At 60.5% G+C, this 15,638-nt stretch carries 8 protein-coding genes; 6 read left to right on the top strand and 2 right to left on the bottom strand.

Annotated features, from left to right (window positions below):
- The first annotated feature begins 112 nt into the window (after positions 1 to 112).
- The 4 genes from rnc (at position 113) to pdxJ (ending at position 3,348) form a co-directional block, all read left to right on the top strand.
- Positions 113 to 802, top strand: a complete 690-nt coding sequence (gene rnc, locus NK667_RS22155; RefSeq protein ID WP_054054779.1) for a ribonuclease III — start codon at positions 113 to 115, stop codon at positions 800 to 802.
- On the top strand, positions 795 to 1,697 hold the full coding sequence (gene era, locus NK667_RS22150) for a GTPase Era (protein WP_054054777.1): 903 nt from the start codon (positions 795 to 797) through the stop codon (positions 1,695 to 1,697). Before rnc ends, era begins: the two co-directional genes overlap by 8 nt.
- Before the next feature lie 169 nt (positions 1,698 to 1,866).
- The gene (recO, locus tag NK667_RS22145; protein ID WP_054616056.1) at positions 1,867 to 2,550 is read left to right on the top strand and encodes a DNA repair protein RecO; all 684 of its coding nucleotides are present in this window, start codon (positions 1,867 to 1,869) and stop codon (positions 2,548 to 2,550) included.
- 51 nt (positions 2,551 to 2,601) lie between these two features.
- A complete protein-coding gene (pdxJ, locus tag NK667_RS22140; RefSeq protein WP_054616055.1) occupies positions 2,602 to 3,348 on the top strand; it encodes a pyridoxine 5'-phosphate synthase in 747 nt (248 codons plus the stop codon).
- A gap of 128 nt (positions 3,349 to 3,476) precedes the next feature.
- Here pdxJ and mltF read toward each other — a convergent pair whose 3' ends face one another.
- Positions 3,477 to 4,937: a membrane-bound lytic murein transglycosylase MltF gene (mltF, locus tag NK667_RS22135; RefSeq protein WP_054054772.1), complete on the bottom strand. Its 1,461-nt coding sequence runs from the start codon at positions 4,935 to 4,937 to the stop codon at positions 3,477 to 3,479.
- Positions 4,938 to 5,211: 274 nt separating this feature from the next.
- Here mltF and purL point away from each other — a divergent pair, with 274 nt between their 5' ends.
- Together purL and NK667_RS22125 are read left to right on the top strand one after the other, a co-directional pair.
- Entirely contained in the window at positions 5,212 to 9,108 is a 3,897-nt protein-coding gene (gene purL / locus NK667_RS22130; protein WP_054616054.1) for a phosphoribosylformylglycinamidine synthase, read from the top strand.
- Positions 9,109 to 9,113: 5 nt separating this feature from the next.
- Positions 9,114 to 9,425, top strand: coding sequence for a YqfO family protein (locus NK667_RS22125; protein WP_054054767.1), 312 nt, complete (start codon positions 9,114 to 9,116; stop codon positions 9,423 to 9,425).
- 75 nt (positions 9,426 to 9,500) lie between these two features.
- Here the strand turns inward: NK667_RS22125 and NK667_RS22120 are convergent, their stop codons facing one another.
- On the bottom strand, positions 9,501 to 15,257 hold the full coding sequence (locus NK667_RS22120; RefSeq protein ID WP_054616053.1) for a membrane-targeted effector domain-containing toxin: 5,757 nt from the start codon (positions 15,255 to 15,257) through the stop codon (positions 9,501 to 9,503).
- Between the last annotated feature and the right edge of the window lie 381 nt (positions 15,258 to 15,638).

Raw genomic sequence — 15,638 nt, 5'->3', positions numbered from 1 at the left:
AGCCAATGATATTCAGGACGTTATTTTTGAACACAGCGTTAATTGTCCCAAGCCTGCGCCGCATCAAGGCGATGGCGGTGGAATCCAACCACGAACTCAGCGTGGGTAAACCGTGAGCGTCTCCTTAAGTCGTCTAGAGCGTCAGCTCGGCTACACCTTCAAGGATCAGGAACTGATGGTCCTGGCCCTGACTCACCGCAGCTTTGCCGGGCGCAACAACGAACGCCTGGAATTCCTCGGTGATGCCATCCTCAACTTCGTTGCCGGCGAGGCGTTGTTCGATCGCTTCCCGCTGGCCCGCGAAGGCCAGTTGTCGCGTTTGCGCGCACGCCTGGTGAAAGGTGAGACCCTGGCCGTACTGGCCCGTGGTTTTGATCTGGGCGATTACCTGCGTCTGGGTTCCGGTGAATTGAAGAGTGGCGGTTTCCGTCGCGAGTCGATTCTGGCCGATGCCCTGGAAGCGTTGATTGGTGCGATCTACCTGGATGCCGGCATGGACATGGCGCGCGAACGCGTGCTGGCCTGGCTGACCGGGGAGTTCGAGGGCCTGACCCTGGTCGACACCAACAAAGATCCGAAAACCCGCCTGCAGGAATTCCTGCAGTCCCGGGGCTGTGAGCTGCCACGTTACGAAGTGGTGGATATCCAGGGTGAACCGCATTGCCGAGTCTTCTTCGTCGAATGCGAAATCACCTTATTGAATGAAAAAAGCCGAGGTCAGGGTGTGAGTCGTCGTATTGCCGAACAGGTAGCGGCCGCCGCAGCACTGATTGCCCTGGGTGTGGAGAATGGCAATGACTGATACAACCGCAACACGCTGTGGCTATGTTGCCATCGTCGGCCGTCCCAACGTGGGCAAGTCCACGCTGCTGAACCACATCCTGGGTCAGAAACTGGCGATCACCTCGCGCAAACCGCAAACCACCCGTCACAACATGCTGGGCATCAAGACCGAAGGCGCCATCCAGGCCGTCTACGTCGATACCCCGGGCATGCACAAAGGTGGCGAGAAAGCCCTGAACCGCTACATGAACAAGACCGCTTCGGCGGCGTTGAAAGACGTCGACGTGGTGATCTTCGTGGTTGACCGTACCAAGTGGACCGACGAAGACCAGATGGTCCTCGAGCGCGTCCAGTACGTCACCGGTCCTTTGATCGTGGCGCTGAACAAGACTGACCGCATCGAAGACAAAGCCGAGCTGATGCCACACCTGAGCTGGTTGCAGGAACAGCTGCCGAACGCGCAGATCATGCCGATCTCGGCCCAGCACGGGCACAACCTCGAAGCACTGGAGCGCGTGATCGCTGGTTACCTGCCGGAGAACGAGCACTTTTTCCCGGAAGACCAGATCACCGACCGCAGCAGCCGTTTCCTCGCCGCTGAACTGGTGCGCGAAAAAATCATGCGCCAGATGGGCGCCGAGCTGCCGTACCAGATCACCGTCGAAATCGAAGAGTTCAAGCAGCAGGGTAAAACCCTGCACATCCATGCCTTGATCCTCGTCGAACGTGACGGCCAGAAGAAGATCATCATTGGCGACAAGGGCGAGCGCATCAAGCGTATCGGCACCGAGGCGCGCAAGGACATGGAGCTGCTGTTCGACTCCAAGATCATGCTCAACCTCTGGGTGAAAGTGAAAGGCGGCTGGTCCGACGACGAACGCGCCCTGCGTTCGCTGGGGTATGGCGACCTGTAACACCCGGTTCCAGCTATACCAGTGAACCCCTGTGGGAGCGGGCTTGCTCGCGAAGACGATGTAACATTCAGCATTGATGTTGACTGTCACACCACTTTCGCGAGCAAGCCCGCTCCCACATTTGGTTTTGGGTTGTTTGTAAAAACTGCGTTCCGCCATTGAGAGCTCCATGTCCCAGCCAATCGGCCAACTCGCCTACGTGCTCCACAGCCGCGCCTACCGTGAAACCAGTGCGCTGTTGGATTTCCTCACGCCGCAAGGTCGGCTGCGGGCGGTGTTGCGCAGTGCGCGGGGCAAGGCCGGGACACTGGCGCGGCCGTTTGTGCCGCTGGAAGTCGAATTCCGTGGGCGGGGTGAGCTGAAGAATGTCGGGCGCATGGAAAGCTCGGGGACTTCTACATGGCTTATCGGCGAGGCGCTGTTCAGCGGTCTCTACCTCAATGAACTGCTGATTCGCCTGTTGCCGGCTGAAGATCCGCACCCCGGCGTGTTCGATCACTACGCCGCGACCCTGCTTGCGTTGGCTGAAGGTCGTCCGCTGGAACCGTTGCTGCGCTCCTTCGAATGGCGACTGCTGGACGATCTCGGCTACGGCTTCGCGCTGAACACCGACATCAACGGTGAGCCCATCGCCCCAGACGGGCTCTATCGTTTGCAGGTGGATGCGGGTCTGGAGCGCGTCTACCTGCTGCAACCCGGTCTGTTCAACGGCACCGAGTTGCTGGCCATGGCCGAGGCCGATTGGTCGGCCCCTGGCGCGCTATCGGCCGCTAAGCGTCTGATGCGTCAGGCGTTGGCCGTGCATCTGGGCGGTCGGCCGCTGGTTTCCCGAGAGTTGTTTCGAAAGCCGTAAAATCCCCGTGTATGCTGTGCACCGAATTTCCTCTTCTTCAGGAGCGCTTCCGTGACCACCAGCAATCGCATTCTTCTTGGCGTGAACATCGACCACGTTGCCACCCTGCGCCAGGCCCGGGGCACGCGTTACCCGGATCCGGTCAAGGCAGCACTGGACGCGGAAGAGGCGGGCGCTGACGGCATCACCGTGCACCTGCGCGAAGACCGCCGACACATCCAGGAGCGCGACGTGCTGCTGCTCAAGGATGTGCTGCAAACCCGCATGAACTTCGAAATGGGCGTCACCGAAGAAATGATGGCGTTCGCCGAACGCATCCGCCCGGCGCACATTTGCCTGGTGCCGGAAACCCGCCAGGAACTGACCACCGAAGGTGGCCTGGACGTGGCCGGGCAGGAAGCGCGGATCAAGGCCGCGGTGGAGCGCCTGTCGAAGATCGGTTGCGAAGTGTCGCTGTTTATCGATGCCGATGAGCGGCAGATCGCGGCGTCCAAACGTGTGGGCGCGCCGGCCATCGAACTGCACACCGGCCGTTACGCGGATGCCGAGACGCCGACCGACGTGGCTGAGGAACTGAAGCGCGTAGCGGATGGCGTGGCGTTTGGCATGACTCAAGGCTTGATCGTAAATGCCGGCCATGGCCTGCATTACCACAACGTCGAAGCCGTGGCCGCGATCAAGGGCATCAATGAACTGAACATCGGCCACGCGCTGGTGGCGCATGCGCTGTTTGTCGGGTTCAAGTCGGCGGTGTCGGAAATGAAGGCATTGATTCTGGCTGCCGCCGCAAAAGCTTAAAAGCCAAACACAAAACCAAAATGTGGGAGCGGGCTTGCTCGCGAAAGCGGTGTGACAGTCAACGACGATGTTGAATGTTGAACCGTATTCGCGAGCAAGTCCGCTCCCGCATTGGTTTGTGGTGACTGTTAGAGCGGTGGCGTTTCCTGATTCGGCTTGGTCTTGTCGATCCCCGGCACGTGCAGGTTGCCTTCGGCCACTTGATCGCCTTCAAGCTGCGGCTGGGTCACCCAGGTCAGGATGTCGTAGTAACGACGGATGTTCGCCACGAAGTGCACCGGCTCGCCGCCACGGGCGTAGCCATAGCGGGTCTTGCTGAACCACTTCTTCTCGGAAAGCCGTGGCAGGATCTTCTTCACGTCCAGCCATTTATCCGGGTTCAACCCTTCCTTGGCCGCCAGTTTGCGCGCGTCATCCAAGTGACCGCTGCCGACGTTGTAGGCCGCCAGGGCAAACCAGGTGCGATCCGGTTCCTGGATCGACTCGTCCAGTTGATCCTTCATGTAAGCCAGGTACTTGGCGCCGCCCATGATGCTCTGCTTGGGATCAAGACGATTCGATACGCCCATGGCTTGCGCCGTGTTCTGGGTCAGCATCATCAGGCCGCGCACGCCAGTCTTGGACGTGACCGCCGGTTGCCATAGCGATTCCTGATAGCCGATCGCCGCCAGCAGGCGCCAGTCGACTTTCTCTTTCTTGGCGTAGTTCTTGAAGTGCTGTTCGTATTTGGGCAGGCGTTGCTGCAAGTGCTGCGCGAACGTGGTGGCGCCCATGTAGCCGAGGACATCGACGTGACCGTAATAACGGTCTTTCAAGCGTTGCAGGGTGCCGTTCTTCTGCACCTTGTCGAGGTAGGCGTTGATCTCGTTGAGCAGGCTGTTGTCTTCCCCGGCGGCCACGGCCCAGCTCTGATTGCTGGCGTCGCCGAGGTCGAAAGCGACCTGGATGTTCGGGAAGTAGACCTGGTTCATCGCCACTTCGTTGGAGTCGACCAGGGTCAGATCGATCTGGCCTTCATCCACCATCCGCAGCAGGTCGACGACTTCAACCGCGTCAGACTCTTCGTACTCGATGCCTGGATATTTCTTTTTCAGCTCCGCCAGTTGTTCGGCGTGGGTGCTGCCCTTGAGCACCATGATCTTCTTGCCGACCAGGTCGCCGGCATCCGTAGGCCGTGACTGGCCGTTGCGGTAAATGACCTGTGGGGTGACTTCGAGGTAGGAGTGGGAAAACCGTACCTGCTTCTTGCGTTGCTCGCTGCTGACCAGACCGGCAGCAGCCAGCACCGGGCCGTTAGGCTTGCCCACCTGATTGAACAGGTCGTCGAGGTTGTCAGCCGTCTCGATTTTGAGTTCGACCCCCAGATCGTCGGCAAAGCGCTTCACCAGCTCGTATTCGAAGCCGGTTTCACCGTTGCGATCCTGAAAGTAGGTGGCGGGACTGTTCCGGGTAATCACCCGCAGCACGCCATCCTCCTTTACGCGCTCCAGCGTGTTGGGTTTATCAACACAGCCACTGAGCATCAGGAAGAGTCCGGTTGCGATCAGCCATTTGGCGTACCGCGGACGCAAAGCCGTTGGGGAAAACATCTGCGCAGTATACGCAAAGGACCGCAAGCGCCATATCTCGACAGAGAAGGGCGAGTCTGCTAGAGAGTCGAAAACCCGTCCGGAGCCCGCAGGAATGGGCCGAAAGCGCATTTTGTGACAGAAAAAATAACCCCTGATAAGCACCCATTCCGGGCCCCGATACCCTGCCCGACGTCCGGGTCATGCCGCCCGTACCGTTTCGGGTGATGTCGCGAGCTGTTTAGGCTAGAATGCACGGCCTCAAAGCACACCCCTTCCCGAGGCTGTCCCGAAGATGTTGATCCTGCGCGGCGCTCCTGCCCTTTCTGCCTTTCGCCACAGCAAACTCCTTGAGCAACTGAGCCAGAAAGTTTCGGCTGTCAGCGGCTTGTATGCTGAATTCGCTCACTTCGCCGAAGTCACCGGCGTCCTGACCGGCGACGAACAGCAGGTGCTTGCGCGCCTTCTGAAGTACGGCCCAAGTGTCCCGGTGCAAGAACCGACCGGACGTCTTTTCCTGGTGTTGCCGCGTTTCGGCACCATTTCGCCATGGTCCAGTAAAGCCAGCGACATCGCTCGCAACTGCGGCCTGAGCAAAATCCAGCGCCTGGAACGCGGCATCGCGTTCTACGTGGCTGGCCAGTTCAGCGACGCCGACGCGCAGCTGATTGCCGATGTGCTGCACGACCGCATGACCCAGATCGTATTGGGCAACCTCGAACAGGCTGCCGGCCTGTTCAGCCATGCCGAGCCCAAGCCCCTGACCGCGATCGACGTGTTGGGTGGCGGCCGCGCCGCGCTGGAAAAAGCCAACACCGAGCTGGGCCTGGCCCTGGCCGAAGACGAGATCGATTACCTGGTCAACGCCTTCGTCGGCTTGAAGCGCAACCCGCACGACATCGAACTGATGATGTTCGCCCAGGCGAACTCCGAGCACTGCCGTCACAAGATCTTCAACGCCAGTTGGGACATCGACGGCCAGAGCCAGGAAAAAAGCCTGTTCGGCATGATCAAGAACACCTACGTGATGCACAGCGAAGGCGTTCTGTCGGCTTATAAGGACAACGCTTCTGTGATCGTCGGCAACGTTGCCGGCCGTTTCTTCCCGGACCCTGAAACCCGCCAGTACGGCGCGGTGCAGGAACCGGTGCACATCCTGATGAAAGTCGAGACTCACAACCACCCGACCGCGATTGCCCCGTTCCCGGGTGCATCCACCGGTTCCGGTGGCGAGATTCGCGACGAAGGCGCTACCGGTCGTGGCGCCAAGCCAAAGGCTGGCCTGACCGGTTTCACCGTATCCAACCTGCAGATCCCGGGCTTCGAACAGCCGTGGGAAGTGCCGTACGGCAAACCTGAGCGTATCGTCACCGCGCTGGACATCATGATCGAAGGCCCACTGGGTGGCGCCGCGTTCAACAACGAATTCGGTCGTCCAGCCCTGACCGGTTACTTCCGTACCTTCGAACAGTCGATCACCACCCCGCGTGGCGACGAAGTTCGCGGTTACCACAAGCCGATCATGCTGGCTGGCGGCATGGGTAACATCCGTGCCGAACACGTACAGAAAGGCGAGATCACCGTCGGCTCCAAGCTGATCGTTCTTGGTGGCCCGGCGATGCTGATCGGCCTGGGCGGCGGCGCGGCTTCCTCCATGGCCACCGGCACTAGCTCGGCGGACCTGGACTTTGCATCCGTACAGCGCGAAAACCCTGAAATGGAACGCCGCTGCCAGGAAGTCATCGACCGTTGCTGGCAACTGGGTGAAAACAACCCGATCAGCTTCATCCACGACGTGGGTGCGGGCGGTCTGTCCAACGCCTTCCCGGAACTGGTCAACGACGGCAACCGTGGTGGCCGCTTCGAACTGCGCAACATTCCAAACGACGAGCCGGGCATGGCCCCGCACGAAATCTGGAGTAACGAATCCCAGGAACGCTACGTTCTGGCGGTTGGCCCGGCGGACTTCGAACGCTTCCAGGCGATCTGCGAACGTGAGCGCTGCCCGTTTGCCGTCGTCGGCGAAGCCACTGCCGAGCCGCAACTGACGGTCACCGACAGCCACTTCGGCAACAGCCCGGTGGACATGCCCCTCGAAGTGCTGCTGGGCAAAGCCCCGCGTATGCACCGTTCTGCCGTTCGTGAAAACGAACTGGGCGACGACTTCGATCCGTCGACGCTGGAGATTGCCGACTGCGTTGAACGCGTTCTGCATCACCCGGCTGTCGCAAGCAAAAGCTTCCTGATCACCATCGGCGACCGCACCATCACCGGCCTCGTGGCCCGTGACCAAATGGTCGGCCCGTGGCAGGTTCCGGTGGCCGACGTTGCCGTCACCGCCACCAGCTTCGACGTCTACACCGGTGAAGCCATGGCCATGGGCGAGCGCACTCCGCTGGCCCTGCTGGACGCTCCGGCGTCGGGCCGCATGGCCATCGGCGAAACCCTGACCAACATCGCTGCGTCGCGCATCAACAAGATCTCCGACATCAAGCTGTCGGCGAACTGGATGTCCGCCGCCGGTCACCCGGGTGAAGACGCGCGTCTGTACGACACCGTGAAAGCAGTCGGCATGGAATTGTGCCCGGACCTGGGCATTACCATTCCGGTGGGCAAGGACTCGATGTCCATGGCCACGCGCTGGAACGATGAAGGCGTCGACAAGACTGTCACTTCGCCAATGTCCCTGATCGTGACCGGTTTCGCGCCAGTGGCTGACATCCGTCAGACCCTGACCCCGGAACTGCGCATGGACAAGGGCACCACCGACCTGATCCTGATCGACCTGGGCCGTGGCCAGAACCGCATGGGTGCCTCGATCCTGGCCCAGGTTCACGGCAAGCTCGGCTCGCAAGCGCCGGACGTCGATGATGCCGAAGACCTGAAAGCCTTCTTCGCCGTGATCCAGGGCCTCAACGCCGACGGTCACCTGCTGGCTTACCACGACCGTTCCGACGGTGGTTTGCTGACCAGCACCGTGGAAATGGCCTTCGCCGGTCACTGCGGTCTGAGCCTGAACCTCGATGGCCTGGCGGAAACGTCCGCCGACATCGCTGCGATTCTGTTCAACGAAGAACTCGGCGCGGTGATCCAGGTTCGCCAGGACGCTACTCCAGACATCCTCGCGCAATTCAGCGCGGCCGGTCTGGGTGACTGCGTGTCGGTGATCGGTCAGCCGATGAACAACGGCCAGATCAACATCACCTTCAACGGCGAAACCGTTTTCGAAGGCCAGCGTCGTCTGCTGCAACGTACCTGGGCTGAAACCAGCTACCAGATCCAGCGTCTGCGTGACAACGCCGACTGCGCCGAGCAAGAGTTCGACGTGCTGCTGGAAGAAGACAACCCAGGCCTGAGCGTCAAGCTGAGCTACGACGTCAACCAGGACGTCGCCGCGCCTTACATCAAGAAAAACATCCGCCCACAGGTTGCCGTACTGCGTGAGCAGGGCGTCAACGGTCAGGTGGAAATGGCTGCTGCCTTCGACCGCGCCGGTTTCAACGCGATCGACGTGCACATGAGCGACATTCTGGCCGGCCGTGTCGACCTGAACGACTTCAAGGGCATGGTCGCTTGCGGCGGTTTCTCCTACGGCGACGTATTGGGTGCCGGTGAAGGCTGGGCCAAATCCGCACTGTTCAACAGCCGTGCTCGCGATGCGTTCCAGGGCTTCTTCGAACGTAACGACAGCTTCACCCTCGGCGTGTGCAACGGTTGCCAGATGATGTCCAACCTGCACGAGCTGATCCCGGGCAGCGAGTTCTGGCCGCACTTCGTGCGCAACCGTTCCGAGCAGTTCGAAGCCCGCGTCGCCATGGTTCAGGTTCAGGAATCGAATTCGATCTTCCTGCAAGGCATGGCCGGTTCGCGCATGCCGATCGCCATCGCTCACGGTGAAGGTCACGCCGAGTTCGCCAGCGAAGAAGCGTTGCTGGAAGCCGATCTGTCGGGTTGCGTGGCCATGCGTTTCGTCGACAACCACGGCAAGGTCACCGAGAAATACCCGGCCAACCCGAACGGCTCGCCGCGCGGGATCACCGGTTTGACCAGCCGCGACGGTCGCGTAACCATCATGATGCCGCACCCGGAACGTGTGTTCCGCGCCGTGCAGAACTCGTGGCGCTCGGAAGACTGGAACGAAGACGCACCTTGGATGCGTATGTTCCGTAATGCGCGCGTCTGGGTTAACTGATAGCTGTGTACAAGCTCTGCTTTTTTGTTCCGGCCAGTCATGTGGAACAGGTCAAAAGCGCCGTATTCGCCGCCGGTGGCGGACGGATAGGCGCTTATGATCACTGCGCATGGCAGGTGTTGGGCCTGGGTCAGTTTCGTCCACTTGACGGCAGTCAGCCGTTTATTGGCGAAGCGGGGCAGGTCGAGCAGGTTGAAGAATGGAAAGTAGAACTGGTGGTGGCGGATGAGTTGATCGTGGCCGCAGTGGCTGCGTTGAAACTCAGTCACCCCTACGAGACGCCGGCTTATGAAGTGTGGCAGCTGGAGGATTTCTGATCCGACAGCTGCTTTAACAAGAAACCCGCTGGGCCATCAGGGCCAGCGGGTTTTTTGTTGGGCGTGATCGTGACGTTACGGCACAGGGGTCAGGTTGACCTCCGCACTCAGCATGGCAATCAAGCTGTCCTGATACTCGAAGCGCAGGTCCTTCTTGCCCCAGCGATCGATATAGAACAGCCCGCTATCGTCCACTTGGATGGGCGTGGCAATAATTTCTCCGGTGTTGGAACGGTGCACCAGTCGAGTCTCGGCGGCGGAAGGCCGTTCGATCAGGAAATACCCGGTGTGGGTCAGCCTTGACCGTTCGACAGCGAGAAACGGCGCAGGCACTGGCATCCCGAGCGTACCGACTTGCAGTTTAAAGTCGCCACGCAGTGCCCTCCACGGGGTACCCGAGCTAAATGCTTCCCATGAACCGGCGTGAATATTCCTGGCCATTGCCGGGGCCACATCGCTGACATGCAGGCCGACCGCGCCCAGCATCTCGGCCAGCCCCGGCACACCGAGGTTGTTGTTGGTGTGGGCACTGCCGACGAAGGCGATCCATTTATGCGGGCCGTAGGCCACCTGATCGGCCTGGATGACTTGGGTGGCAAAATAGCTGAACATCTGGTTTCGCGTTTTGTCCATTGAGCCCCGCAAACCTTTGAGGTGATAGCTGGCGGTGCAGTCGAGCGCCCTGATGCGCAGGCCGTATTTGGCAGCGGCCTGAACCACTTCGGTATAGGTATCGGGCCCGCCGTAGTTGGGCATATGACCACGGTCCTGTCGTCCGAGATAGGCCTTGAGTCGGCGGGGAAGCTGTTGGGTTCGCTGAAACAGATCCAGTTCAGCCTGATGCAGATCCGTCAGCAGGTGCTCAACGTAGAGTGTCTTGAACCCCGCTTCCCGGATGAGTTTCATGTTTTCCCTCAGCAAGCGTTTGCTCGACTGATGGATATGCCCCTCCCCAATGACCAGCCCCGACAACTGGCTGTCGCTACCCACCTGTTTCAGGAATGACTCCGCTGTGGTGCTGGACGTTATGGCCGGGAGAGTCGGTCTGGAAGGCGCGGCATAGTCGGTAAAGAAACCTTCGGCCTTGGCCTTGAGCGTTGAGCGCAGTTCGACGAATTTGTTGAAGGCTTGCTGACGCGCCGGATTGAACGGCGTGTACCGGGAGTCCATGCCATGGGGATCATCCAGCAGCCGGACAATGTCATCGGTGAGTGACGGCGCAATGTCGAAGTCGCTGAAATGTTGCACGGCAGGTGCAGGCGCAGGGGCTGCCGGCGCGACAGGCTTGGGTGCCTTGTAGGGCGTTTGCAGTGTCAGGCGGTAATCGCCCTTGGCCAGAACGTCGCCCGGTATCGCGCCGGGGGCGTCCACCCAGAGGCCCACGGGCTGTTCCAGTCCGACGTCTTCGATGCGCAGCGCCACGGCTTTATGCAGGTCTGCCAGGCCTGGGGTCTGGTTGAACGTGGTCATGCGGGACTGATCGACCAGCGCCATCCAGCGTTCGTCCGCCACATCGCTCGCATCGGCTTCGATGACTTTGTGCGAGTAGAAGTTTCTCAGACGGTTGTCCCGTGTCGTCGTGGGCGGGGTTTCGCCCATGACCAGCGCATCGTCCAGTTGATAGGAAACCGAGGCATCCAGCGCCATGATTTTCACACCCTTTTCCCGCGCCTTGCGCACGAGGGCGAAGTAGGAATATTCAGCGTCCGCGGCGAAGCCGAAGGCATTGTCGATGGCTTTCAGATGCAGCTCGATGTGGCGCCACGATTGGCCGCTGTTGAGTTTTTCCAGCTTGAGCCTGAACACGTCCCCCGGCAGGTACTCCAGATACAGACGCTTGTAGCCTTTGTCGACCAGGGCGTCCATGTGCATGATCAGCGCCTGTTTGCTGGCAATGGAGTCCGGTACGGCGCCGATGATCAAGTGCTTGTTGCCGCTAAAGGTGTCGCTGGCGATCAGTTGCGCCAGCGACGCACTGGCTTCGACGGGAGGGACGTCGGCACGGGAGGGCAGAGGCGCAAGCTCGTTGAAAAATTTCTCGGCGTCTTTCCTCAGGTGCCTGACCTGTTGCAGGTAAACCTCACGCAATTTGCGCAACTCCAGGGCGGCGGTGTCCAGGACAATACCGGGGCGCCCGAAGAGGTCTTCGCTATACCTCATCACATTGGCCCGCGTCTGTGGGTCCAGAACACTTTCAAGCTGGCCCCGATATTTTGACGGCATCCCGTAGTCTTTATGCGGGCCGGGTGTTTCGGGCACCGTTTCATACTTGGGTGCTCCTCCAGAAACGCCACTGCGCTTCCAAACGCCATCGCTGTTCGGTGTGGCCAGGCGAGTCGTCGAAACCAGTTGGCCGCTGCCAGGGTCCAGGCGATACAACAAGTAGCGACCGATTGCATCCGGGGTCTTGGGCGCCCAAAGCGATTGCCCGCCGTAGAACACCGGCTGCATGTCTGCCGGAGCGGGCGCGACGGGTTCCAGTTGGCGGATCAGTGCCATGGACTTGCCGTGCTCTGCAGCGGCCATGGCCGGGCGCAACGATTTGCCAATGGGGGTGAGCGAGCGCAAGGCTGGACGCAAATCCGTAAACAACGCCCCCGCACTGTTAAGCAGATAACCGATGAAGTGTTCAAGCGCGGCCGAGGTATCACCCTGGTTGTAAGCATGCAGCGCAAGCATGGCGTCCTTGAAGGCCAGGAGCAGGCCGACGCTCAGACTCAAGACCGGGAACGGCGCGGTGGCCACCGTCGCCACCCATTCCACGCAGGTCCAGAGAATATCGGTGATCATCTGCGTGCGGTTGACGGTGGTGGCGGCCACGTCGTCGATCTTGCGCTGCAGCTTCATGTTGTACAGCACCTGATGCAGGTCGGGCACCGGCGCCACTCGGTGGATAGAGTCGTAACGCGCGGGACTGGGCGTGGTTTTATTCAGGTGTTCAGGCAGCTTTCGTTGCGCGTCTTCCAAAAAGGCGCGGACCCTGTTCTGCGATTGCACGCCGACACGCTCGGTGAGATAGGTGATGATGCCCGGCTGCTTTTTCAGCAAGTAATTGAACAGCCTGGCCTCCCGAAAACAGATGCCGTCGGGTGCTTGGGGGGTATAGAGCAGAACAGGGTTGTCGGCGTGACGAAACAGGTAAGTGTCGATGACCCAGTCGCCATCGATCAGCAGGCGATGGATGGCGTATCTGTTACGGGTCGTCGCGTTGGTATCGGCCATGCTGGCGATGCTTTGTTCCAGCCATAGCAGGTCAGCCGATGCAATGTGCCCTTGCAGTTGCGACTCAAGCGCGGCGCTTTGCATCTGCCGTTGGGTGATCGTCAGTGCGGCATAACGTCTGAATGCATAGCCCCGACCGTGGGCGCTCAGCAGTTCGGTTTTGAGCTTGTCGATGTAACGTTGGCCAATCCAGATCCCGGTGACGGAGCGCGTGACGTTTTCGGCGGTCAGGGCACCCAGGTCGATCCCTTGTGGGCCTTTGAAGCGTGCCATGCGCGAGAAATTGTCATCGATAAAACCCACGCTGTGGTCGTAACCGTCGCGGTACAGCTGGGTGTACGTCACCGGCGGCAGGGTCCAGTTGCCAATAAGATCGGGCGGTGAAAATGCCCAGACGGTGTCCGGATCGACATCGTTGCGGGGGCGACCCAACAGTCGGTTCAAGCTTTGCCTGGCCTGGTCATGCAGGTAGGTGGCAAAGGCCGGAAAGCGGCTGTCGGACCATGGATGGTCGTTATAGATCTGCAACGCGCCATCGGCCTGCTCGGCCAGGGTCGTGAGTTTCTTTCGGGCTCTGGCGCCGGCGGAGCGATACCAGAGCGGCGTGCTGAATTCGTAGTCGTCAGTGCGCGTGGCCAGCAGATGTTCTGCCATCGATTTCAGGCACTGGCGATGGCTGTCGGCCTGCTTGAACGTCAGCTCTTTATCCTTGCGGGCTTGAGGAGGAACGCTCAAGCCGGCGACGACCTGCTTCATGTGCTCGCGAAAACGCAGCGGGGCGCGTGTGATCAAGTAGTCGATCATGCTGTCGGGAGGCGCCTCAGGACCGTATTCCCCGGCCCAGCCAAGGATGTGCTGCCGGCAGGCCAGTTCGCTGTCGAAGGCGCGGAAATGCTGATTGTCGGGCGCTTGGGGTGTGCAGAGCAGCACTCGCTTGACCACGCCGTCAGCGTCAGTCTGGCGCAGTATCCAGATATCCAGCAGCTGCGCGCCGTGCAGCGACAAAGCGCTGGAACCCAGGGTGGCGGCGCTCAACTGTGTATCGGTGGCTGCGCGCAGACGCTGGATCAATTCAAAATCCTCGTCGCGCAAATGCCCCTGCAACACTGCGGTCCAGGCCAGTGTATTGATCCGGCGGTCGAGCATGTGTTCGATGGCCTGCCTGACATCGGGTCGGGCGTGGGCCTGTTTCTGCACGTCGGCAAAATCGACCCGGGGTTGCAGGGTGGCCAACTGCTGCGCGAGCCATCTCGGTGTCAGGTCCTTGTAGGACGCGGGCAGGGGCGCCCCGTTGTAACTGAGCGTGCTGCTGTCCAGGAAATCCGAACCGGGCAGGTCGTCGCCAATGTGCAGACCGCGCAACGCCAGGTCGATCAGATTTCGAGTGTGCTCATGGGCACCGATGCCGGCGATTTGGCGCCGGGTGTTGATGTACACGTGTTGTGGGTCGAGGTCATCGATTTCCAGTTCATCGCTCAGCCGTTCAAGCCACTGATCCCGGGCCAGGGTTTGTGGGGACCCGGCAGACCCCAGTAGGTCCAGCAAGCGCTGGCGTGACTGGTCGTATTCGCTCAAATGCTCGGCCAGCGTGGCCCGTCGGGTTTCGCTGGCGCTGCGATACCAGTCCGGGGCGCTGTGGCGCAGGCACCGTTCGAGCAAGGCCTGGGCGCGCAGTTCGAGGCGGGCGGTGAGGTCCGGCAACGCGGCGCCGATGGCGCGGTCCAGGGCGCTGATCAAACGGGCAGGGTCGTGTTCCGGGTTGTCCGCGAGGCTCAAGGCCTGTTCGATATCCTGCGAACGTTTGTCGATCAGTGCATTGCAGGTGTGTTCAAACAACGGTTCTGCGTCGATGGGCGACAGTTGCAGAGGCCAGGTCCCCGCTGCGCTCAACGCGTGATAACGAGTAGGCAGCATCGTCATGAACTCGTTGCGTCCTGCGTTGCTGGCCAGGTTCTGCAACAGATGGGCATCCAGTTCGGCCAGGGAGGCGAAGGATTCGATGCCGCGCAACGGCGTGAACAGCAAGACCTGGCCGACATTCGCGGTGTCCGTCAAAGCTGTGGCCACGGGGCTGTTTTTTTGTGTGGCGACAAAGGCGCCCGCCAGCTCGACGGTCTTCTGCTGATAACTGAACTGCAAGGCATACAGCCCCGGCCGCAGGGTCGGGCCCAGCGCCAGACTCTCAAGCAAGGTGCCTTCCTGCGGGTGCAGCAGGCGATCCTGAACGCCGAGCCGGGCCTCGTGGCCAATGGCGGTGAAGCCCGCATCATCGTTCATGAACGCTCTGCGACCCTTGCCCTCGATCTGCTCGCGCAGGTCCAGGTCGAGCAGTTTCGCGTTAAGCCCGGTCTTGAGGGTGGCCAGCAGGCTCAGGCCGGCGGGGCTGCGCAGATCGCTGTTTTCCAGGGCTTGATAGTGCGTACGGCTTTTGCGCAGGAAGTGCTCGCGGTCGTTTTTCAGGATGCCGTTCAGGCGCTTCAGATAGAGCTGTTCGACCGAGGGTTTTTGTTCGGGCACCAGCGCGGTGTCGGTCTTGAACAGGTGATGACCAATCTGGTTGAGATAGCCTTTGATCTCGCTGAAGGACGGGGCAGTAACGGGGGGACTCATTGGCACAGGCTCCATGTGGGTGGCGGAAACCATCAGCATGGGTTGGGCGGTGAGGGGTGTGGCGGTACATATTTATCGTTTTTCGAAGTGTGGGATGTGCCTGTCCGATGATTAAACGGAAATGACGGGTGTTTGTTTAAAACCGCCTCCGGGTAACTTCCTGAGAGCTACAAATTCTTGCGCCTTTGCCTACGGCTACGCCAGAATCCGCCGGCTTGTGCGCCTTGGGGCTGCTCGGTAACTTGAATCCTGTCACTGCCCATCAGTGATCGGGTTTAGCAGCCCGCGTTTGTTAGTGAGGTGCATAACGCTCCCTTCGGTCAGGTCTTCATATCCCTGAACTTGATGGTGGCTGTGCGCGGGGCGTCCTCGGACGCGCCG

The organism is Pseudomonas nunensis, assembly GCF_024296925.1.
In the GTDB taxonomy this organism is placed as follows: Bacteria; Pseudomonadota; Gammaproteobacteria; order Pseudomonadales; family Pseudomonadaceae; genus Aquipseudomonas; species Aquipseudomonas nunensis.
The sequence above is the reverse complement of the archived record's forward strand: the minus strand, read 5'-3'. Positions and strand labels throughout refer to the sequence as shown.